Annotated in this window: 20 protein-coding genes; 8 read left to right on the forward strand and 12 right to left on the reverse strand. The window is 36.5% G+C overall.

Translation table 11 applies throughout. The features are described from left to right. Nucleotides 1–243: 243 nt before the first annotated feature. The 7 genes from ACM6F9_RS16820 to ACM6F9_RS16850 form a co-directional block, all read right to left on the reverse strand. Nucleotides 244–1,602, reverse strand: coding sequence for a M28 family peptidase (locus ACM6F9_RS16820; protein ID WP_414846775.1), 1,359 nt, complete (start codon nucleotides 1,600–1,602; stop codon nucleotides 244–246). A gap of 3 nt (nucleotides 1,603–1,605) precedes the next feature. Beyond that, nucleotides 1,606–2,964 (reverse strand): M20/M25/M40 family metallo-hydrolase, encoded by a 1,359-nt coding sequence (locus ACM6F9_RS16825; RefSeq protein WP_414846776.1) that lies wholly within the window; start codon nucleotides 2,962–2,964, stop codon nucleotides 1,606–1,608. Nucleotides 2,965–2,966: 2 nt separating this feature from the next. Then, nucleotides 2,967–4,370, reverse strand: a complete 1,404-nt coding sequence (locus ACM6F9_RS16830) for a M28 family peptidase (RefSeq protein ID WP_414846777.1) — start codon at nucleotides 4,368–4,370, stop codon at nucleotides 2,967–2,969. Between the two features lie 54 nt (nucleotides 4,371–4,424). After that, nucleotides 4,425–5,669 (reverse strand): DUF1015 domain-containing protein, encoded by a 1,245-nt coding sequence (locus ACM6F9_RS16835; RefSeq protein ID WP_414846778.1) that lies wholly within the window; start codon nucleotides 5,667–5,669, stop codon nucleotides 4,425–4,427. A 2-nt stretch (nucleotides 5,670–5,671) separates the two neighbouring features. Next, nucleotides 5,672–6,637 carry a D-2-hydroxyacid dehydrogenase gene (locus ACM6F9_RS16840; protein WP_414846779.1) on the reverse strand — a complete coding sequence of 322 codons (966 nt, stop codon included), beginning with the start codon at nucleotides 6,635–6,637 and terminating at the stop codon, nucleotides 5,672–5,674. Between the two features lie 114 nt (nucleotides 6,638–6,751). Further along, on the reverse strand, nucleotides 6,752–7,816 hold the full coding sequence (gene serC, locus ACM6F9_RS16845; RefSeq protein WP_414846780.1) for a 3-phosphoserine/phosphohydroxythreonine transaminase: 1,065 nt from the start codon (nucleotides 7,814–7,816) through the stop codon (nucleotides 6,752–6,754). A 112-nt stretch (nucleotides 7,817–7,928) separates the two neighbouring features. After that, complete coding sequence (locus ACM6F9_RS16850) at nucleotides 7,929–8,279, reverse strand: 4Fe-4S binding protein (protein WP_034698512.1); 351 nt, start codon at nucleotides 8,277–8,279, stop codon at nucleotides 7,929–7,931. 59 nt (nucleotides 8,280–8,338) lie between these two features. On the opposite strand from ACM6F9_RS16850, the gene ACM6F9_RS16855 reads away from it, so the two are divergent. From ACM6F9_RS16855 to ACM6F9_RS16865, 3 genes are read left to right on the forward strand one after another with little or no spacing between them, the layout of a single operon-like run. After that, the gene (locus ACM6F9_RS16855) at nucleotides 8,339–9,373 is read left to right on the forward strand and encodes an acyl-CoA reductase (protein ID WP_414846781.1); all 1,035 of its coding nucleotides are present in this window, start codon (nucleotides 8,339–8,341) and stop codon (nucleotides 9,371–9,373) included. Nucleotides 9,374–9,419: 46 nt separating this feature from the next. After that, nucleotides 9,420–9,857, forward strand: coding sequence for a peptidylprolyl isomerase (locus tag ACM6F9_RS16860; protein WP_414846782.1), 438 nt, complete (start codon nucleotides 9,420–9,422; stop codon nucleotides 9,855–9,857). 39 nt (nucleotides 9,858–9,896) lie between these two features. Next, complete coding sequence (locus ACM6F9_RS16865; protein WP_129036593.1) at nucleotides 9,897–10,586, forward strand: Bax inhibitor-1 family protein; 690 nt, start codon at nucleotides 9,897–9,899, stop codon at nucleotides 10,584–10,586. Nucleotides 10,587–11,148: 562 nt separating this feature from the next. Here ACM6F9_RS16865 and ACM6F9_RS16870 read toward each other — a convergent pair. The 5 genes from ACM6F9_RS16870 to ACM6F9_RS16890 form a co-directional block, all read right to left on the reverse strand. Continuing rightward, nucleotides 11,149–11,397 carry a DUF6952 family protein gene (locus ACM6F9_RS16870; protein WP_123939986.1) on the reverse strand — a complete coding sequence of 83 codons (249 nt, stop codon included), beginning with the start codon at nucleotides 11,395–11,397 and terminating at the stop codon, nucleotides 11,149–11,151. Further along, complete coding sequence (locus tag ACM6F9_RS16875) at nucleotides 11,397–11,705, reverse strand: thioredoxin family protein (protein WP_343658190.1); 309 nt, start codon at nucleotides 11,703–11,705, stop codon at nucleotides 11,397–11,399. Before ACM6F9_RS16875 ends, ACM6F9_RS16870 begins: the two co-directional genes overlap by 1 nt. A gap of 126 nt (nucleotides 11,706–11,831) precedes the next feature. Beyond that, nucleotides 11,832–12,464: a peroxiredoxin gene (locus ACM6F9_RS16880; protein WP_034698496.1), complete on the reverse strand. Its 633-nt coding sequence runs from the start codon at nucleotides 12,462–12,464 to the stop codon at nucleotides 11,832–11,834. Between the two features lie 147 nt (nucleotides 12,465–12,611). After that, nucleotides 12,612–15,551, reverse strand: coding sequence for an insulinase family protein (locus tag ACM6F9_RS16885; protein ID WP_414846783.1), 2,940 nt, complete (start codon nucleotides 15,549–15,551; stop codon nucleotides 12,612–12,614). A 33-nt stretch (nucleotides 15,552–15,584) separates the two neighbouring features. Then, nucleotides 15,585–16,778 (reverse strand): pyridoxal phosphate-dependent aminotransferase, encoded by a 1,194-nt coding sequence (locus ACM6F9_RS16890; RefSeq protein WP_414846784.1) that lies wholly within the window; start codon nucleotides 16,776–16,778, stop codon nucleotides 15,585–15,587. A 231-nt stretch (nucleotides 16,779–17,009) separates the two neighbouring features. Here ACM6F9_RS16890 and ACM6F9_RS16895 point away from each other — a divergent pair, with 231 nt between their 5' ends. The 5 genes from ACM6F9_RS16895 (at nucleotide 17,010) to ACM6F9_RS16915 (ending at nucleotide 22,767) form a co-directional block, all read left to right on the forward strand. Next, nucleotides 17,010–18,347 carry a M20/M25/M40 family metallo-hydrolase gene (locus tag ACM6F9_RS16895; protein WP_414846785.1) on the forward strand — a complete coding sequence of 446 codons (1,338 nt, stop codon included), beginning with the start codon at nucleotides 17,010–17,012 and terminating at the stop codon, nucleotides 18,345–18,347. 98 nt (nucleotides 18,348–18,445) lie between these two features. Further along, nucleotides 18,446–19,081 carry a 16S rRNA (guanine(527)-N(7))-methyltransferase RsmG gene (gene rsmG, locus ACM6F9_RS16900; protein ID WP_414846786.1) on the forward strand — a complete coding sequence of 212 codons (636 nt, stop codon included), beginning with the start codon at nucleotides 18,446–18,448 and terminating at the stop codon, nucleotides 19,079–19,081. A 61-nt stretch (nucleotides 19,082–19,142) separates the two neighbouring features. After that, complete coding sequence (locus tag ACM6F9_RS16905) at nucleotides 19,143–19,547, forward strand: hypothetical protein (protein WP_105703409.1); 405 nt, start codon at nucleotides 19,143–19,145, stop codon at nucleotides 19,545–19,547. Next, entirely contained in the window at nucleotides 19,544–20,083 is a 540-nt protein-coding gene (locus ACM6F9_RS16910) for a DUF922 domain-containing protein (RefSeq protein WP_414846787.1), read from the forward strand. The genes ACM6F9_RS16905 and ACM6F9_RS16910 overlap by 4 nt, the downstream gene beginning before the upstream one ends. After that, nucleotides 20,080–22,767: a PD-(D/E)XK nuclease family protein gene (locus ACM6F9_RS16915; protein ID WP_414846788.1), complete on the forward strand. Its 2,688-nt coding sequence runs from the start codon at nucleotides 20,080–20,082 to the stop codon at nucleotides 22,765–22,767. Before ACM6F9_RS16910 ends, ACM6F9_RS16915 begins: the two co-directional genes overlap by 4 nt. Nucleotides 22,768–22,902: the final 135 nt, after the last annotated feature.

Below are 22,902 nucleotides of genomic sequence, written 5' to 3' on the forward strand. Positions count from 1 at the left end.
TAAAGCCATAGATGAAGATATAAGAATAAACGGGATTTAGTCCGTTCCTATTGAATTCGTGTTATTGGTGAAATTATTCGTGTAATTTGTGTTTAATTTTAAAACCACAAATATTTTTAACAAATTTCACAAATGGAATACCGAGAAATTCATTGATTAAAAAACATATCTATAGGTTAGCGCTGTTCCTATCGAATATAATGTTAAAAAAAAGAAAACCGCCTTTAAAGACGGTTTTTTATTTTACCAGTTTTTATCAATCATATAAATAATCTGTGTCAGGGCTGTAGCACCCAATAGAAGCTCTCTTCGGTTCACCTTTTCAAAAGTATCTTCTTCTGTATGGTGGATGTCGAAATAACGTTGAGAATCCGGCATTAGTTCAGCTGCAGGAATTCCCATATCGTGGAGTGGGTAAAGGTCTGTTCCTGAAAATCTCTCTTCAAAGTTGTAAACTCCGTAAGGAAGGAATAAGTTTGACCAGCCTTTGATCTGATTTCTCTTTGCATCATCCATATCAAGTGCGATACCTCTTGGTGCAAAACCTCCGGCATCTGTTTCTATGGCAAAAAGATGTTTTTCATTTTTCTCTTTTACTGTTTTACCGTATTGAATTCCGCCTTTTACTCCGTTTTCTTCATTGGCGAAACAGACCACTCTGATGGTATGGTTGTTCGGAATTCCTAACTTTTTAAAGGTTCTCAATACTTCAATGCTTTGTACAATTCCGGCTCCGTCATCATGAGCGCCTTCACCTACATCCCAGGAATCAAGATGTCCGCCGACAACGATCACACTTTGATCTTTTTTGCCTGTAATTTCTCCGATAACAGAGTGGGAGAGTTTTTCTCCTTTCATTCCACAATTGGAATTAAGTTTTGCTGTAATTTTCTGATTTTTTAATAAAGCTTCCAGTTCATCTGCTGTAGTACTTCCGATGGCTACAGCAGGTATTTTGGAAACCTTGTCTTCATAGCGCATCGCTCCGGTGTGAGGAACATCATCAAAAGCAGAAGAAAGGGATCTGACGATGGCAAATTTACCTCCTTTTTTCGCGGTTAGGGATGCAGCTGTAGTTCTGTATTTGGAGGCGTCACCATATGCTTTGAAAGTCTCTATGAACGATTGGCTGAAAGGGTAGTTGAAGAAAACAATTTTATCTTTCACCTTTTCAGCAGGAAGTTTGTCGTATTCTTCCATAGATTTTACCATGATGATTTCTCCGGAAACATCTTTTCCTCCGGTTCCTTCAGAATTTCCAAGAGAAAGCATTTTAAGGTTTTTCCATTTTCCGTTACCGGTTTGGATTTGAAGGGATTCTTTTCCTCTTTCCCACACCGGGATCATCACTTCCTGAAGCCATACTTTGTCGGCTCCGGCATCACGAAGTTTTTGTTCAGCCCATTTTACTGACTTTTCATAAGCTTTGGATCCGCTCAAACGGTGTCCGATATTTTTTGTAAGCTCTCTAAGCTCGGTATATCCTTTTCCGTTGTTCAAAATTTCTGTTGATATTTTTTTGAACTGGATAGAATCTTCTTTAGACTGGCCAAAAGCGACCATTCCAAAAAGCAATAGTGAAGTTCCTAATATTTTTTTCATTGTTTACCAATTTTTATCAATCATATAAATAAGTTGTGTCATCACCGCAGAACCCAGTAAAAGCTCTCTTCGGTTCACTTTTTCAAAAGTGTCTTCCTCTGTATGGTGAATGTCAAAATAACGTTGAGGATCGGGTACCAGCTCTGCTGTTGGGACTCCCATTTCATGAAGGGGAGCGATATCTGAACCGGAATATTTACCTTCAAAGTTGTAAACACCATAAGGCAAAAACAAATTCACCCAGCTTTTGATCTGGTTTCTTTGAGGTTCATTCATTTCAAGGGAAATTCCCCGTGGTGAAAAGCCTCCTGCGTCCGATTCTATGGCGAAAAGATGTTTCTCGTTGTTTTCTTTAACAACTTTACCATATTCTTTACCACCTTTTGTTCCGTTTTCTTCATTAGCGAAACAAACTGCACGGATCGTATGGTTGTTTTGGATTCCTAATTTTTTAAAGGTTCTTAAAACCTCAATACTTTGCACGATTCCGGCTCCGTCATCATGAGCACCTTCGCCTACATCCCAGGAATCAAGGTGTCCGCCGACAACGATAACGCTCTGGTCTTTTTTACCCGCTATTTCTCCGATTACAGAATGGGAGAGTTTTTCTCCTTTCATTCCACAGTTGGAGTTCAGTTTGGCCGTAACTTTTTGGTTCTTCAACAAGGTTTCCAGCTCATCTGCGGAAGTGTTGCCTATAGTGATAGCCGGTACTTTTGAAATATTCTCTTCATAACGCATGTTTCCTGTGTGAGGAACATCATCGAAAGCTGAAGAAAGGGATCTGATGATGGCAAATTTACCTCCTTTTTTAGCTGTTAATGAAGCTGCAGTTCTTCTGTAGGCGCCTGCATCACGGTAAGAAATAAATGTCTGTACATTTCCTTGGTTAAAAGGGTAGTTGAAGAAAACAATTTTATTTTTTACTTTTTCAGCGGAAAGTTGATCATATTCTTCAAGTGATTTTACCATGATGATTTCTCCCAATACGTCTTTTCCAGCCGTACCTTCGGAATTTCCAAGGGAGAGCATTTTGATACTTTTCCATTTTCCATTGGAAGTCTGGATGTGCAGGGATTCTTTTCCTCTTACCCATACCGGAATCATCACTTCCTGAAGCCATACTTTATCGGCTCCGGCATCACGAAGTTTCTGAGCTGCCCATTGTACAGATTTTTCATAGGCTTCAGAGCCGCTTAAGCGGTTACCAATTGTTTTGGTAAGTTCTCTCAGTTCATTGTATCCTTTACCATTATTCAGAATTTCTGTAGAAATCTTTTTAAACTGGATGGAATCTTCTTTAGTTTGGCTAAAAACAGTTATTCCAAGAAGTAATAATGTTATTCCTAATATCTTTTTCATTGTTACCAGTTTTTATCAACCATAAAAATCATCTGCGTTATTGTAACGGCTCCCAGAAGAAGCTCTCTTTTATTCACTTTATCAAAAGTATCCTGTTCTGAATGATGATAATCAAAATATCTTTGTGTATCTACAACAAGCTCTGCTAAAGGAATATCCAGTTTTTTTAAAGGAGAAATATCCTGAATAGCTTCTGTCTGATCGAAATCATAAACTCCATAAGGTAGAAAATATTCTTTCCATGGATAAACCAATCTTCTTCTCTGTGGTGACATGTCTAAAGAAAAACCTCGTGGAGAATATCCTCCTGCATCGGTTCCTAGGGCAAATACGTGTTTTTCGTCTTTCTTTTTAACATAAGCAGCATACATCTCACGGCCTTGTCCGCCATTTTCACTGTTGGCATACAGAACAACACGGATGGTATGGTTGTTTTCATAGCCCAGTGCTTTCAGTGTTCTTAGAACTTCTATGCACTGTACAACGCCTGTTCCGTCATCAACCGCTCCTTCACCAACATCCCAGGAATCAAGCTGAGCACCTAGAACAATTACTTTAGAATCTTTTTTTCCTCCAATTTCAGCAATGATATTGGGGTTTGTAGTGTCGCCTTTTGATTCGGCGGTCATGTTGATTTTGGCGGTGACTTTTTGTTTTTTAATTATTTTCTCCAGTTCTTCTGCAGATCTTACTCCAATTGATAAAGCCGGAATTTTAACTTTATCGTCTGGTTCGTAATAAATCATTTTAGCATGAGGAGTATCGTCATTAGCGGTTGTCAGTGATCTTATGATTAATGCTTTCGCTCCAGTTTTAGCAATCACAGAAGCGGAAATTAATTTTGATTTTGCAGTCTGTAAATAAGAATCACTGGTATTGATAATTTTCGGATCCATAGGAACGTTTACGAAAACAATTTTGTCTCTTAATTGTCCTACTGACATAGCATTAAGCTCTGAAGTGGAATTAATTAAAACAATTTCACCTGTTAGATCTTTTCCGTCTGTTCCTTCAGAGTTTCCGAAAGAAAGCATTCTGATACTTTTCCAATCTCCATTTCCGGCTTTGATTTGTAAGGATTCTTTTCCTCTGATCCAGACAGGTGCTTTGGCTTCCTGTCTCCAGATCATATTAATACCAATTTCCTTGAATTTTTTTTCAGCCCATTCTACAGCTTTTGAATATCCGGGAGTTGCACTGAAACGTGGGCCTATGCCTTTGGTGAGTTCGCCGAGGTTATCATAAGCTGTACCGTTGGTCATAATTTCGTCTGAAATTTTTCTGAACTCATCATGATAGTTGAATTTGGCAACAGTCCCTTTTTTTGCCGGGCTTTTTTGTGGCTTTTTCTGAGAAAATAAAAATCCACTCAAAAAGAGTGGAAGTATAATGAATATTTTTTTCATTTTTTATTTACTTATCTTTTCCGTTGATAAAAGTAGGGAAAAAATAGGAATTTATTAAGGTTTCATGTCGTACATTAACAGGGCTGTAATCAATTTTGGCTCAATGAATGTACATTTTGGAGGCATGCTTAATTTTAAGTCTGAAATTTTAATCATATCATTAAAACTTACAGGATAAATTCCGAAACCTACTTTACCTTCACCGCTGTCTACTTTTTCTTTTAAAAGATTAATTCCGTTGATGTTGGATGTTCCTTTTACATAAGAAATAAGTTCAGAGCTGTCCGGATCTTCAATTTTCAGGATATTTTTGAAAATATATTTGTCCAGAAGGTGGTGATCAAGATTGTCAAGAGACATTTCTTTGGAACGAAGATCATGCTTCACGTGAAGAGAGTAGAACTTCCCATCCATATACATTGAAATATGGAATTTCTGAGAAGGGTAGTATGATGTTTCTCCTTTTTCGTGAATAAGGAAATATTTATCAAGTTCCTTCAGGAAATCTTCGGGAGTGATGCCATTCAGGTCATGTAAGATTCTGTTATAATCATGAATCTTAATTGACTGATTGGAAACAATAAAGCTGTATACAAAGTTGTAAAGCTCTGTACCATTATGCTTTTTGTTCTTTTCTTTATGATATTTGGCGTTTATTGCTGTAGAACCAATTCTGTGGTGACCGTCCGCAATATAGAATGAATCAATCTGATCTATTACTTCTTTAAACTGCTGCAGCTTCAGACGGTTGTCTATTCTCCAGATTTTATGTCTGATCCCGATAGAGTCTACATGGTTGAAGATAGGAACATTTTTTTCCTCATGATTCATCAGCAGCTCAATTTTTGAATTGGCAGGATAGGTAAGGAGTACAGGTTCTGCCTGCAGATTTACTTTTTCAAGGTAATGAGCAAGTTTTTCTTTTTTCTGAGGAATAGTACTTTCGTGTCTTTTGATTTTTCCACTCCAGAAATCTTCAATACTTGCCAATCCGAGAAGTCCCCTGAACACCTGTTTGTTGGGATAGATCTGCTCATAAAGATAATAGGCAGAATTGTCCTGGACCAATTTCTTTTCGTCCAGAAGTTCTTCAAATGTAGAGCGGATCTTTCGAAGATTCCGGTCAATATCTTTAGATTTACTTACAACATAGGGTTTAATCATATTGATGTAAGTATTTTCAACTTGAGCTTTCTCTGCGATCTCTTCCTGGGTGAAATTATCCAGTGGATGGGTAGGGAAAGTACTCTCAAAGTCTCTATGAGGTCTAATTCCACGGAAAGGTTTAAAAACAGGCATATTTATCTTATAGTTTCTTTTTGTAGCTTAATAATTTGTTCAGCAAGTTCGATACCGATTTTTTCTTGTGCATCCACTGTATTACCGCCTACGTGAGGGGAGAGTGATAATGCAGGGTTCATCAGTAAAGGAAGTTCGGGGCTTGGTTCGTTTTCAAAAACGTCTAATGCCGCTCCGGCTACTTTTCCTGACTCGATAAAATCAATAAGGGCCACTTCATTGATGACACCTCCTCTTGCAGTATTTACAATATAGACTCCATCTTTCATTTTTTCAAACTGAGGGGTGTCTATAATATACTCATTCGTTTTCGGCGTATTGATACTGATGAAATCTGTATCTTTAAGAAATGCTTCCATATCATTGGTGGAAGTGATTTCAAAGTTGACTGACTGGCCATCAAAGAAATTCAGCGTAAGAACTTCTGTTTTAGGGCTTCTTGTCAGAACAGTTACTTTCATTCCTAAAGCAATTCCAATCTTAATGACTTCCTGACCAATACTTCCAAAGCCGATTACTCCTAATGTTTTCCCTGAAAGTTCATACGCATTGCTGAATGACTTTTTCATGGCGTTGAAGTGAGTTTCTCCTTCCAAAGGCATCAGTCTGTTGGATTCGTGAAGGAATCTTGCCAATGAAAGAAAGTGTCCGAAAACCAATTCTGCCACTGATTTTGAAGATGCTGTAGGCGTATTGATGACTTTGATACCTTTGCTTTTGGCATACTCTACGTCAATATTGTCCATTCCGATACCACCTCTTCCAATAATCTTAAGACCCGGGCATGCATCAATCAGATCCTGTCTCACTTTTGTTGCACTTCTTACCAGAAGAACGTCCACATTATTATCGTTGATAAAATTAATAACGTGATCCTGAGCCACCCTATTGTCCAGAATTTCAATTCCGGCTTCTTTTAAAGTGTTTTCTCCTGCTTTTGAGATTCCGTCGTTTGCTAAAACTTTCATGAGTTATTTTATTACAGATGTTAGATTAAAGATGTCAGAAGCTAGATTTTGAGGTTCTATTATCTGAGATCTGTTGTCTGATATCTTTTTATTTTTTCGGTCGCCTAATATAAGCTATTTTATTGACTTCATTACATTCACCAAAACCTGTACACTTTCAATAGGTAAGGCATTGTATAAACTTGCTCTGTATCCGCCTAAGCTTCTGTGTCCGTTGAGTCCGCTGATCCCCGCAGCTTTCCATGCATTGTCAAATTCTTCTTTCTTGCTTTCGTCTGTAATTTTGAAAGAAACATTCATCAATGAACGGTCTTCTTTTACGCAGAACGTTTCGAATAATGGGTTGCTGTCAATTTCATCATATAAAAGCTTTGCTTTAGCTTCATTTCTCTGTTCTGCAGCAGCAATTCCTCCGTTTCTTTCAAGATACTGAAGGGTAAGCAAAGAAGCATATACAGGAAATACCGGTGGAGTATTGTACATAGATTCTTTAGAAATGTGCTGAGAATAATCAAGGATAGAAAACATGTTTTCTCTTCCTGTTTTTCCAAGAATTTCTTTTTTGATAACCACCAAAGTAACTCCGGCAGGACCCATATTTTTCTGAGCTCCGGCATAGATCAGATCAAATTTAGAGAAATCCAGCTGTCTTGAAAAAATATCAGAACTCATATCACATACCATCAGCGTATCCACTTCAGGGAAAGATTTCATCTGAGTTCCGTAGATGGTGTTGTTGGAAGTACAGTGGAAATAATCGTATTCTGCACCTACCGTATAATCTTTAGGAATAAAAGAATAGTTTTCTTCTTTTGAAGAACCTACTACATCTACCGTTCCTACTTTTTTTGCTTCTTTGATGGCTCCGGCAGCCCAAGTTCCTGTATCCAGGTAAGCTGCTTTTCCACCTACTTTCATCAGGTTGTAAGGAACCATGGCAAACTGCAGGCTGGCACCTCCTCCTAAATAAAGTACTTCATAATCATCACCAAGATTCATTAATCTTTTTACAATCGCACGCGCTTCGTCCATTACCGCAACGAAATCCTTACTTCTGTGAGAAATTTCAAGAAGAGACAATCCGATACCGTTAAAGTCAAGGATAGCCTGTGCTGATTTTTCAAATACCTCTTGAGGTAAAATACATGGTCCTGCGCTGAAGTTGTGCTTTTTGTTCATATTTTTATTTTTTAGGTGCTTTGGGATTAGGAAATCCTTTTGCTTTATTTTTGGTTAATTGTGCTTTTTGATCAAAAAATTCCGTCTCACAGATCATGAGACGGAATTTTTTTTATTCGCCGTGTAAGAATGCTTTTTTGTTAAGAAGAGCTTCTTCAGATTCTACGTGATCTTCATCAGGAACACAGCAGTCTACAGGGCATACTGCTGCACACTGAGGTTCTTCGTGGAATCCTTTACATTCTGTACATTTATCTGTTACAATGAAGTATACATCATCACTTACAGGTTCCTGTGGTGAATTGGCATCTACAGTAAGTCCCGACGGCATTGTAATGGTACCTTGAAGTGCCGTACCGTCAGAAGCTTTCCAATCCACAGCTCCTTCATATATTGCATTATTTGGACATTCCGGTTCGCAAGCCCCGCAATTAATGCATTCATCAGTTATTTTAATAGCCATCGCTAATTTTTTTTAAATTTGCACAAAATTACAAAATATTCCCCAATTTTAAAGTAATTATGAATACCGAAAATCAAGTTTTAGGACTTATTAAATTAAGTGATTATATAAAAGCGTTTTTATCGAAGAAACAGGAAGATCACAATGAAGATGATGTTGATATTGAATTATTGTTAAAAAGATCTGAAATAGAGAACCCGTGGTTTACCATTGATAATCAGAAATTTGCTTTACAGCAATGGGCAGATCTTTTAACTGAAGAGAATATCAAAAACTGGCTTAAAAATTATTCAATCTCTAAAATTTCAAAGAGAGTTGGACTTATTTTAGCAGGAAATATTCCTTTAGTGGGTTTCCACGATGTGATGTCCGTTGTTTTGGGCAATCATATTCCTGTGATTAAACTGTCATCAAAAGATAAGTATATGATTCCGTTTTTATTAAAGAAATGGAATGAATTTTCTAATGGAAATGTAACTTTTGAGTTTGTAGAAAAATTAGAAAATTTTGATGCTGTTATTGCTACAGGAAGTAATAATACGGCCAGATATCTGGAATATTATTTTAAAAATCATTTAAGCATTATTCGTAAAAACAGAACTTCTGTTGCCGTGTTGAAAGGTGATGAAACACAAGAAGAACTGGAACTGCTGGCAAATGATATTTTTCAGTATTTTGGATTAGGATGCCGAAATGTGACGAGAATTTTTATTCCGCAGGATTTTGTAATTGACAGATTGTTTGAAAGTTTCTTAGGCTTTCAGGATATTATCAATCATAATAAATATGCCAACAATTATGATTATAACAGAGCGGTTTATCTTTTGAATCAGGATAAATTCTGGGATAATAATTTTGTGATGCTAAAAGAGGACGATAAGCTATTTAGTCCGCTTTCTGTAATTAATTTCAGCAGATATGAATCTTTGGATGATGTGAAATCTTTCATTGAAGAAAACGAAGAGAATATCCAGTGTGTAGTGGCAAAAGAAGAGATCGGTTTGAATGCAATTCCGTTTGGAGAAGCACAAAATCCGGGTCTTGATACGTATGCAGATAATGTGGATACGATGAAATTTTTGGAACTGGTCTGATTTTCGTATCTTCCATCACTTATTTCACCAAATAAAAATGAATATTATGAGAAAATTATTGCTGGGACTTGCTCTTGTAGGTGTACAGTTAGTGTTTGCGCAGAAGGTAGCGGGTGTAAAGGTTGAAAATGGACAGAAGAAAGAACAGCCTGCTGCTATAAGTAAGGAGAAAGTCAGTTTGTACAATGATAACTTCCTTAAGTTTGTGGATGCTTTACAGGCTTCTGACCGTGCAACGATTGATGGATTACTTTCTGAGAAAGTGAAGGAAATCGTTACAGATAATGTTCTTAAAAAGGTCAAAGATGGTATTGACCCAAATAAAAAGCTTGAAATTTTAAAAGCAGGATATTATAAAACGATGGATGGTACCAATCATCCAAGTATTAAATATAAATATGCAGGAGAATCATCTTCCAAAGAAGCTATTACAGCTGTATTCGAGGATGATGGAAAAATCCTGGGGGTATTGCCTGCGAAATAGATCAAAATTTATTTTCGATTAACTAAAAAAATATTAACTATGATGACAGATGTTTTAGTCGCTCATTCTTCGGACGTGGAGAAGGCGAGTTTTTACAAGAAGACGTATTTGCATGTTGCTTTATCTATTCTTGCATTTATTGGAGTTGAAACGATATTATTGAAAACTGTTCCGGCAGAACTTATTGCGATGATGTTTAGCCAAAGATATATATGGCTGCTGATCATCGGAGTTTTCTGGTTGGCTTCGGTTTTGGCTTCTAAGTGGTCACTTTCGCAAAGTAAATCTACCCAGTATTTAGGGTTAGGATTTTACATTCTGTTGGAAGCAATTATCTTTTTACCTCTGCTTTTTATTGCAACCAATATGACGGGTGGTACCAATGTAATTTTCCAGGCTGCTACTTTAACGATTGCTATGTTTGCAGGGATTTCTGCAGTGGCATTCACTTCTAAAAGAGATTTTTCTTTCTTAAGAAATATCATTGTAATTGGTGGATTTATTTCTATCGGACTGATTGTAGGAGGAATGATCTTTGGTTTTAACCTTGGGTTGTGGTTTTCAGTAGGAATGGTAATTTTAGCTTCAGCTACAATTTTATATCAGACAAGTAAATTAAAAGACTCGTATGGAACGAACCAGTATGTAGGAGCGGCTTTGCAGCTTTTTGCTTCCATTATGCTTTTATTCTGGTATATTCTAAGTATTTTGATGAACAGAAGAAGCTAATTGATAAGTTGTTTTAGCTTTTAAAATAGAGTCCCGGTGATTTTTTCATCGGGATTTTTTATTATTTAAACATAAAATTTAAACACAAAGGTCACCAATGTTTTCACTAATAGCACGAATTCGATAATATCAATAGAAGCGTTATTATCCTGAGCCTGGTCGAAGGAGCCCGTTTTATCATTGTGGATGTCTTCGATGGCTTTATCAGAAACCTAGAATAATTTTTGATTATTTTTTTTTTGCCCACAGATTCTACAGATTGACACAGATGATTGCGTATATTTATTCGTGTTATTTGTGAAAAATATTTGTGCTATTCGTGTTTAAACAATAAATCCAAAAAATCCTGATGAAAATATCACCGGGATTTTAATTGGTTATTCTTGACGGATTTTCATACAACTTCCAGCCTCATGTGACCGGTTAAAGTCCTTTGAAGTACATTTTACAGTTGAAATAAAAGATTCTTAAAGAATAGAAAAAAGTATAGTAATGAGGAAAACCTCAGGTATTGTATAGTTTGTGTTTTTGCAGTCTTTTGATTAAAAATAATCGAAAGATGTTATTTGTCGATTGATCCTAAAACCTTCTGAGCAAAAGAGTTTAAAGCATCTTTTTCACTCATTCCGCTTTGTACGTTGGCGTGAACTTCTAAAGCTCCGCAAATATTGGTAATCAATTCTCCTGCAACATTCAGATCTTCTTCACTTGTTCCTCTGAATTCACAGAAACTTTCCAGTACTTCTAATGTTTTTTCAAGGTTTTCAGGAGTCTGATTCTGATAAAACTGTCTGATTACGGGTAATTTCATTATGTTAATTCGTTAAAAAGGTTAATTAAACTTTCTGCCTGGTTAGATTGAACCTGGTTCACTAGTTCTCCGTTTTTAAAGATGGCGAAAGTAGGTAAGTTGTCTACTTTTGCTAATTTTCTGCTTTCAGGAAGCTTTTCAGCATCTACATATAAAAATGGGATAGAATCATTTTCAGAGGCTAATTTTTTGAATTTCGGCTTCATGATTCTGCAGTTTCCGCACCATGTTGCGCCATACTGAACAACTACTTTTTCGTTGTCGTTAACTATATTTTGTAATGTATCTTCGGTTAATTCTGTGTACATGATTGTAATTTGAAAATTTGTTAATTTGAAAATGTGCTAATGTTTTGTAAAGAAGAAAATGAGATAATTTTTATTAATCCTGAGATCAATATTCAAATTATCTCATTTTCAAATTAACACATTATATTAGTTCTTCGCTAAGTATTCTGCTGTGGAAGTTCTGTCAGCTTTCATAGCGTCTTTTCCTTCTTCCCAGTTTGCAGGGCATACTTCACCGTGCTTTTGTACGTGTGTGTAAGCGTCAATTAATCTTAAGAATTCTTTTACGTTTCTTCCTAGAGGCATATCGTTTACCGCTTCGTGGAAAATTTTTCCAGTTTCGTCGATAAGGTAAGTAGCTCTGTAAGTTACGTTAGAACCTGTGAAAACTTCGTTTCCATCTTCATCATATTCAAAATCCTGATCAACAATTCCCAATGTGTTAGCTAATTGTCTGTGAGTATCAGCTAAAAGTGGGTAAGTTACTCCTTCAATTCCTCCGTTATCTTTTGGTGTGTTCAACCAAGCGAAGTGTACTTCGTTAGTATCACAAGATGCACCGATTACTTTAGTGTTTCTTTTTTCGAATTCACCTAAAGCCTCCTGGAAAGCGTGAAGCTCAGTAGGACATACGAAAGTGAAATCTTTAGGGTACCAGAATAAAAGAACTTTTTGCTGGTTGTTTACTGCTTCATCAAGGATGTTGATTCTTAAATCGTCACCCATTTCAGACATTGCGTCGATTGTTAAATTTGGGAATTTTTTTCCTACTAAAGACATAATTTTCTGTTTTTATATTTAAATTTCTATTGCAAATATATAAAAGATTCATCTATCAAACAAACTAAAATCGATAAATAAAATCTATAATTGTTTTTGGTGGGTTGTTAAATAAAAAAGCCCTGACATCAGGGCTTTTTGTTTATTTTAATAACCAAATATTTCAGTTAAATTAAGTTTTTTTACTTCGCCTAATTTTTTCATATCGGCCTCATTCACTTTGTCTTGAGATGCAACGAGACAGTAAGTATAGTTCTTGTTCTTCATTTCCTTATCGTGGAAAGAATTGATATCTGTGAAAGACAGTTTTGGTGCCTGTTCATAGACATTCTTTCTCATATCAAAATTGTTTCCAAGTCTTTGAGACTTCAGATAAGAGAAGATGATTCCGTCCTGAGTGATTCTTTCAGAAGCAATTGATTTTTTCAATCCGCTTTTTGCTGTCTCGAATAACTGCTCAGATTTTGGAAGGGTAGTCAGAAGCTCATTCATTGCCGTTGTAGACTCATTGAATTTATCTGCCTGTGTTCCCACATAAGCCATAACCATATCCTTATCTGTTTTCTTGCTTGGAAGTGCGAAATAAGAGTAGGTAGAATAAGCCAGCGCTTTTGATTCTCTGATGGTTTGGAAAACAATAGATCCCATTCCTCCTCCGAAATAGTTATTGAATAAACTTACCGTAGGAGTCATAGAAGGATTGTATTGGTCAGAATTTCTTACCCAGAAAACTTCTGCCTGCACCATGTCGTAGTGTGCAAATAATACTTTGTTCTTATCTGTTGGGATCTGAGCAAACGTTTTAGACTTAGGAAGATCTTTCAGAGTTGCAGGAAGTTTGTGAACAGGTTGTAAAGATGCTACTACTTCGTTTCCTGACTTTGGACCGTAATACAATACTTTGTGCTTGAAATTAAACAAGTCATGAAGAACATTGATCAGATCTTCAGCTTTTAATGCATCAAGTTCAGCATCGCTTAGTACATTGTTAAAAGGATTCTGTGCACCATATTGAGCATAGCTTCTTAATCCAGCCATAATGGTTCCTTTGTTTTGCTTAGCGTTGGCTCTGGCTTTTTTCAGTCTTGTTTTGTAAGCATCAAGAGCGGTCTGGTCTGCCTGACAATTTTTAATCAGATCTTCAAATAAAGCAATCGTTTTATCGAAGTTTTCATTTAAACCTTCAAGAGACACATACGTTTCTTCATTTCCGGCTCCTACATTGAAGCTTGAAGCCAGTTTGTAGAACTCTTTACTGATAACTTCAGAAGATTTGTCTTTAGTTCCCAGATATTGAAGGTATTCGGCAGCCAATGGAAGAATTTTGTTATTCCATTTTCCTGAATCAAAGTGATAGTACATTCTGAATAATGCATTGTCTGTATTTTTTACAGAAAGCACATCTACATCAGCTAATTTGTTTTTCGCAATGTCTTTGTCATAGTTCAACCATACCGGAGCGATAGGGTTTTCAGGCATTTCATCAATCTTCTTAAGGAAAGGTGACTGATCCTCTCTGTTAACGGAAACCGGAGTAATAGTTGGTTTGTCAACTTTTACAATACTCTTATCTTCCCCTTTTCTTTTGTAAACTGCAACGTAGTTGTTATTCTGAAGATATTTGGATACGAAATCCATGATATCTTTCTTGGTAAGTTTTGAAATTTCGTCCACATATTCCAATGATGCTTTGTGGTCAATGTCTGAAGTGAATTCATCCATCAGAATGCTTGCTCTTGACGAATATTTTTCATCTTTCTGAATAATTCCTTTCTTTTCGTTGTTAACGATAGACTGGATAAGATCATCAGAAAAATCTCCTTTTCTTAATTTATCAATTTCCTGTAGAAGAAGATTCTTTACTTCATCCAGAGATTGTCCTTCAGTAGGTTTTCCCTGTAAAAGTAAAACGGAATAATCCTTTAAAGCATAAGATCCTGCATAAGCGCCCAGTAACTTTTGTTTTTTTACCAAATCAAGATCAATTAATCCCGCTTGTCTGTTGGTAAGCATATTTCCGACAAGATTCAGCATTCTTGCGTCCTTGGTAGATGCTCCCGGAAATCTGAAACCAAGCATTACATTTTCAGGATTTGGTCCTACAACTTCTTTTACAACCGGGGTAGTGATCGCTTTTTCCTGTCCTACTTTGTATTCAGGAATTGCTTTAGGCTTCATGTATGAAAAAGCCTTGTCAATCTTTGCAATGACTTCATCCGGATTAAAGTCTCCTGACATGATGATCCCCATGTTATTGGGAACATAATAATTGTTATAGTATTCTCTGATCGCGTGCAGGGAAGGGTTTTTCAGGTGTTCAATAGTTCCGATGGTTGTTTGCTTTCCATAATTGTTGTTAGGGAAAAGGTTTGCAAACATGGTGTCAAAAACTTTATCTCCGTCATCATCAAGAGATCTGTTTTTTTCTTCATATACAGCTTCAAGCTCTGTATGGAATAATCTTAAAACTGGTTCTCTGAATCTTTCAGCCTGTACAGCAAGAAATTTGTCAAGAACATTGGCAGGTACATCTTCTGTATACACTGTCTGTTCAAAGGAAGTGAAGGCATTGGTTCCGTCAGCTCCCATACCAGCCATCATTTTGTCGTATTCATTTGCGATTGCAAATTTTGCAGCCTCTCCAGAAACTTTATCAATCTCTTTGTAGATCTCTTTTCTCTTGGCTTCGTCCTTGGTCTGATTATACTTTTCGTAAAGAGCATCAATCTGGTCTAAAAGAGGTTTTTCTTTCGCCCAATCTTTAGATCCAAACTGATTGGTTCCTTTGAAAAGCATATGCTCAAGATAATGGGCAAGACCGGTGTGGTCTGCAGGGTCAGTTTTACTTCCTGCTTTTGTGGCAATATACGTTTGTATTCTCGGATCCTTATTTGTTGGACTCAAAATAACCGTTAATCCGTTTTTCAGGGTATAGTACCTTGCGGAAGTAGGGTCATTGGTTACGTATTTGTACTTGTAGCCATTAGAATTAGCTTCTTTCCATTGGAAATCCTGGCCAAAAGCATGTCCTGCAAAACTTGCTGCGGCAATACTTGTAGCGATGGTTAGTTTTTTTAACAGATTCATTGCTGTTGTGTTTTATTGTTGATGGTTAGTTGATTAATTGAATGGAGCTAGTAAATCTTTGATTCGTTTCATCGCTTCTCTCAAATCTTCCTCAGAAGCAGCGTAAGAGAATCTGATACATTCCGGGCTTCCGAAAGAGAATCCACCTACACATCCTACATGAGCATTTTCAAGAAGAAACATGGCAAAGTCATCAGAGTTATTAATTTCTGTCCCATTAAGGGTTTTACCGATATAGTGCGATATATCCGGGAAGAAATAGAATGCTGCCTTTGGAAGCAATACTTTGAATCCTGGGATTTCTTTGATGAGTTCATATACAAGATCTCTTCTTTTTTTGAAAGCATCAATCATATATTTGTATTCGGAAGGATCTGTTTTTAGGGCAACGATGGATGCTCTTTGTGCTACGGTATTGGCTCCGCTGGTCATCTGCCCCTGTACTTTTTCACATGCTTTTGCCAGCCATTCCGGACATGCAGAATATCCGATTCTCCATCCTGTCATGGCAAATGCTTTTGACATTCCGTTGATAACAGCTGTTTGTTCATATACTTCCGGAAATTGAGCGATAGAAGTAGTATTAGTTTCGTAATTGATATATTCATAAATCTCATCGGAAATGATCGTTACCTGTGGGTACTTGGCAATCACTTTTGCGATAGATTTTAGTTCGTCGTAAGTATAATATCCTCCTGAAGGGTTACATGGTGAACTGAAAAGTATAGCTTTGGTCTTTTCAGTAATAGCTTCTTCAATCTGTTCTGCAGTTACTTTGAAATCAGTAAGATAAGAGGCAGGGAGCATTACGGAGGTTCCTCCCATCATTTTTACCATTTCATCATAGCTTACCCAATAAGGCGCAGGGAGAAGAACTTCATCGCCGTCATTGATAATGGCTGCCAAAACATTAATAATAGCCTGTTTAGCACCATTTGAAACACAAATCTGGGTAGGTTTGTATTCCAGTTTATTGTCTCTTTTTAATTTATATGCAATAGCTTCACGCAGTTCCAGAAATCCCGGAACAGGGGAGTAGTGGCTGTAATTTTCATTGATGGCATCGAAAGCGGCCTGTTTGATATTGTCCGGAACATCGAAATCCGGCTCGCCAAGAGTTAAGCTGATCACATCTATTCCGTTGGCTTTCATTTCTCTGGCTTTGTTTGACATTACGAATGTCTGGGAGTATCCTAATCTTTTTACTCTATCTGAAAGTCTATCCATTGTATTTTTTTGAATTTTAACAAATATATAATAAAAACGCCTTGCAGGGGTAATAAAAGTGGGTTAGGTGAGAAGATTTTTATCAGGTTTTAACCAAATTTAACCTGTTTTGGAGCATTATATATTTTTTTACGCTTTAGCAGATATTAACCGATAGTGAACTTCATTAAAATAAAAAACTAGATACTAATCCTATGGTTTTGTATCTTTAAACAATCTAAGACTTATCCTATGAAATATTCCGTTTTTTTGTTATTGATATCCTGTACTGTCTTCTCTCAGAGATATTCAAAAGATAATGAAGTGAAGAAGTATGTTTCGCAGGTGAATGAAGACTCGCTAAAGGCTTATATTGGTAAACTGGTGAGTTTTGGAACAAGGCACACTTTAAGTACAACGGATGATCCTAAGCAGGGAATAGGTGCGGCAAGAAGCTGGGTGATTAAAAAGTTCAATGATTATGCTAAAAATTCCGGAGGTAGAATGGAAGTCTATCTTCAGCAGGAAGATCTTCAGCCCGATGGAAAACGAATTGATAAAGTAGTAAATCTTGGAAACGCTGTCGCTTTTCTGAAAGGAACTGACCCAAATGATAAAAGAATCTTCCTGATCGGAGGACATCTTGACTCAAGAGTGACCGATGTGATGAACAGGACTTCTATAGCACCCGGAGCCAATGATGACGGCAGTGGAGTAAGTGCTGTTATAGAATCTGCGAGAATATTGAGTAAATCTTCGTTTCCGGCATCCATCATCTTTGTAGCTTTTTCAGGCGAAGAACAATCGTTATTGGGGTCTAAACAGTTGGCAGAAAAGATTAAAAGAGAAAATTTACAATTGGAAGCTGTTCTGAACAATGATATGATCGGTAATCCCAAAGCTGGAGAAACTGGAGAAATTAATACCCGTATCCTTCGTGTATTCAGTGAAGGTATGCCTTACAAAGACCTCGATAAAAAAGCAATGACGATCAGGAATCTGGGTTTTGAAAACGATAGTGAATCCAGACAGCTGGCCCGTTATATCAAAGAAATTACAGAACAATATGTGAAAGGGCTGGAGATCAAACTGATCTACAGAAATGACAGATTTTTGCGTGGAGGAGATCATACCAGCTTTGTGAATAACGGATTTCCTTCCGTGAGACTCACTGAGTATTATGAAAATTACGATCATCAGCATCAGGATATAAGAACAGAAAACAATAAGAAATACGGTGATCTTCCCGAATTTATTGATTTTAAATATCTGAAAAAGAATGTTGCTGCCAATATTGCTGTACTGGCTAATCTTGCAAAATCTACTTCGAAACCGGAAAAAGTAGAAATGGAGGTGAAAGAACTGACGAACTCAACAACTTTGCATTGGGAAAAACCAAAATCAGGAACACCTGCAGGATATTATGTGTTGGCAAGGGAAACGGACAGTCCGGTATGGCAGAAAAAAATATTTACAACAGAGCTTTCCATGAAGGTTCCGCTTTCGAAGGACAATTATATTTTTGCTGTACAGTCAATTAATCAGTCAGGAAACCTGAGTGTCCCAGTAATTCCGGGAATTGCGAAGTAACGGATTGTACAGAAAAGCTGAGTTTACAGTCGGATCAGGAAAAGTAGATTTGAATACAAGAGAAATAAAACTTATTTTTGCGGTTTATAATAATTCACATGTCTGCATCGTTACTATTAAAATATTTCCCGGATCTTACTGAAAAACAGAAAGAACAATTCTCAAAATTGGAAAATCTGTACAATGAATGGAATGAAAAGATCAACGTAATTTCCAGAAAAGATATGGAATCGCTGTATGAAAAGCACATTCTACACTCTTTGGGAATAGCAAAAGTGATGGAATTTGCACCGGGAACCAAAGTTTTGGATATCGGGACAGGAGGCGGTTTTCCTGGAATTCCTTTAGCGATTCTTTTTCCTGATACTGAGTTTACTCTAATTGATTCTATTGGTAAGAAAATCAGTGTGGTACAGGCTGTAGCAGAAGGTGTAGGATTGACCAATGTAACGGCTATCCACGGAAGAGCGGAAAAACTGAAAGAGAAATTCCACTTTGTAGTCAGTAGAGCAGTAACCCAAATGCCGGAATTTTTAAGATGGCTGAAAGGGAAATTTGAAAAAGAACAGTTTAACGCTAAACATAACGGGATTTTATATTTGAAAGGCGGCGATCTTGCAGAAGAACTAGCCGGACTTAAATGTGAAATTTTTAATCTTAAACACTATTTTGATGAAGAATTTTTTGATACTAAAAAAGTAGTTTATGTATCAAAAGGTAATTTTAATTCTTAATTTTATATAAATAAGGAATAATTTTTGCTAATATTTGTTAATAATCAGAAAAGTAAAGGTTATGAAAAAACTTTTAAATATTGGATTTTCAGTATTCGTGTTGAGCGTGCTTCTGGTTTCGTGTAATGATGACGATTACCATACGATTGAGTCTATTGATAAAATCAAAATAGACAGTGTGAAAATCGTCAATGATACCATGGATGTTTTTGCAATACAGAGCATAAAGACTTATTCCACCTATCCGTCTCACTGCGAAGGATTTTACGGATATGATTATATTTACAACAATAATCTGGAAAGAACCGTAACTTCCTACAAATATATTACAAACGGACCTTGTACACAGGGAAATTATGTGGGAGCAAATCAAATCAACTTCAGTCCGCAGAAAAAAGGAACCTATACTTTTAAATTCTGGAATGGAGGGAATAATTGGATTACCAAAACAATTGTAGTGGAATGATGAGATTGACTTTTGTATTGTGTTTATTGGCAGCTCAGGCTGTGGCCGGACAGAAAATTATCTGGGAAGAAGGAAAAAAACTGACGTGGGATAACTTTAAGAGTCCTGTTAACAAGAAAAAGAATCCTGATGTAGCAGCATACACCCATTGTGGCTGGGAATTTTACTCTAAAAAATCTTCAGATCCAAAGGCTCCTGTTACGATTACGATTAAGACCCTGTTTCACGAAGAAAAATCCTGGAAAGATGTCAAAAGAATGGATGATTATATTCTGTTGCATGAGCAGAAGCATTTTGATATTGCAGAATTATTTGTGAGAAAATTCAGGAAGGTAGTTGCTGAAAAAATCAGAACATCAGGAGATTATAATAAATATTTCCAAACTATTTATGATGGAATATCCGTAGATTATAAAAACTTCCAGATGGCTTATGACAGAGATACCCGCCATGGAATAGATAAAGAAAAACAGGCTGAATATAACGATACCATTTCTGAACAACTAGACAACTTAAAAAGCTACCAAGCCAATTGAAATTCCTCAATAAGATCATCCACGAACTGCTAGCCCAAAACACGGATCTTTCTGCGTTTAATATCATTCTGCCCGGAAAACGTCCCATTGTGTTTATCAGACAGATCTTAGAGGAAAATAATTATTCTGGGTTTCTGCCCAACTTTTTTACAGTAGAAGAACTTATCAATACAATTGCCGATCAGCAGCCTATTCAGGGAATTCCGCTGTGGCTTTTTTCATTTGATGTATACAGAAGTCTGAATCTTATTCCAAGAGATGATTTTTCAGACTTTCTGAAGTGGTTTCCTACACTCCAAAAGGATTGGGATGATATTCTCAAGTTCTCAGACAGCGATCAGGCTGTTCTTCAATATATGTTTGATGAAGAGAGGATCAAAGAATGGGCCCAGGACTTAGGTGAGGATGATGATGTCCCGAGAAAGAAATTCCTTAATTTCTGGCAGAATATGAACGTTTTTCTCCCTGTTTTAAAGGAGAGGCTGCAGGAAAGAAACTGGGCAACTTCGGGAATGATTCATGAGGCCGCCAAAGCCAAAATTATTGATTTTGCTAAAAACACTAAAGAAGAGTTTGTTTTTTGTGGGTTCAATGCCTTTACCCCGGTAGAAGAAAAACTGGTAAGAAGTCTTTTGCAGTGGAATAAAGCACAGTGCTTTTTTCAGGCAGACCGTTATTATTTTGATGATGAAAGACAGGAAGCCGGAAAATTCCTTAGAAATCATAAAACATGGAAAGAATTTGATGATAACAGAGCTTTCCAATGGATAGAAGACGATTTTAATCAACCTAAAAAAATTAAGGTGTACGAAGTCTCCGGGAATGTTACCCAGACCAAAGTACTGCCTGAGATCTTTAAAGAGATCAATAATAAAACCTATTCCAATACTGCAGTAGTATTGCTGGACGAAAATCTTCTTCCTGCAAGTCTTGACGTAATGCATGGAGTTGATAATTTGAATATTACAATGGGATTCCCGTTGAAGAACTTATCTTTTTCCAATGCGGTTAAACGTCTTTTTTATCTGCAGAAACAATTGGAAAAAAATAAGTCTTCTTACTATTACAGAGATGTTTTTCCAATCCTGGAAGAGCTGCCGAAATCTGTAGAAGATGAAAAGGTTATCAATGATTTTAAAGCCAAAGTAGAAGAGCGGAATATCGTTTATATCTCTAATAAGCTTTTACAAGAGCTGCTGAGTGGTTTGTCTTACTTTAGACTTCTTCAGAAAGCTCCGGGAACAAATAGATATCTGGATATGCTTATTGAGTTCTGCCAGCAGGTAAAATGGCTCGAAATAGATGATATTCAGTATGAGAATGTCTCTCACTTTGAAAATGCATTCAGAATCATCAAAAACCAGCTGACTCCTTACAATATTGAGATCAAAATGGAAACGCTGGAAATTCTGATCAACCAGCATATCAACTCTGAGAGTATCGATTTTCAAGGAGAGCCTTTGAGAGGTTTACAGATCATGGGATTGCTGGAAACACGTCTACTGAATTTTGAAAATGTTATTCTGCTTTCCGTCAATGAAGGAAAACTTCCCCTTGGAAACTCACAGAATACCTATATTCCTTTTGATATCCGAAGATTCTTTGATCTGCATACTTTTCTGGAAAATGACAGCATTTATGCGTATCACTTTTACAGGCTGATTCAGGATGCGAAAAACGTCCATTTACTGTACAATGCATTAAGTTCGGGAGTGAATACAGGGGAAAAGAGTAGGTTTATTACACAGATAGAAATGGAGAGTTCTCATGATATTGAACATCTGATTATTGAAAATTCTTCCGAACCTATTGCGACCAAACCGATCGAAATTACAAAGACGCAGATTGTACAGGAACGTCTACAGAAATGGAAAGGAAAAGTATCAGCTTCCCATCTTACAAGCTACCTCTATAATCCGATTGATTTTTACCTTTCCAAGATTTTGAATACCTCGGAAACGGATGAAATTGAGGAAGAGCTGTCCGTAAAGAATTACGGGAATTTGGTGCATTATTCGCTTCAAGAAGTGTATGAGGTATTAAAGGGTAAGGTTTTAAAAGAAAGTGATTTAAAGAATTCAGTTAAAGCAATAGATCACTATATAAATATTGCCATTGAAAAGCTGAAACATCAGCCGGAATTCTATGAAAAAGGGATGAACTACATCCATAAAGCCATTGCCAAAAAAGTAATTGAAAATGTCCTGAATCATGATCTTGAACTCATAAAACAAGGCAACAAACTGGAGATTGTAGATATTGAAAGAAAGTTTGAAAACATAGATTTTCCTCTTGATGGAAATGATAAAATTTCATTCTTAGGATATATTGACAGAATTGATAAACTGAACGGAACGCTAAGAATCATTGATTATAAAACGGCCAAGATCAAAAATCTTACTGTAAAAATTGATCAGGATAATGTAGATGGATATTTTCATAACAGCGACAGAAAACAGGCACTTCAGCTTTGTATTTATCATTACGTTGTGCAGCATCTTCCGGAGTTTTGGGGCTTCCCGATTGAAACAGGAATCTGGAGTTTTGCCGATGCTAAAAAGGGCATGGTTTCTCTACAATTTGACAAAGGAAATATTGATGATGCCATGAAATCTGTCAAAAGTCTTATTCTTGAAATACTGAATCCGGATATAAATTTCGTGGAAACTATAAAAACGTATTAAAAATTTTTAGTTTTAGTTGCGTTTAAATCTTTGTTTATTCTCGATGAATAGGCTGAGTTAGGATTATTTACTTTGTTGATAATGTAAATTATATGGGTGTGTTTTTTGTGTATCTTTAACTCTTGGAAACTTTAA

Origin of the sequence: Chryseobacterium sp. IT-36CA2 (assembly GCF_949767875.1) — a bacterium.
GTDB lineage: Bacteria > Bacteroidota > Bacteroidia > Flavobacteriales > Weeksellaceae > Chryseobacterium.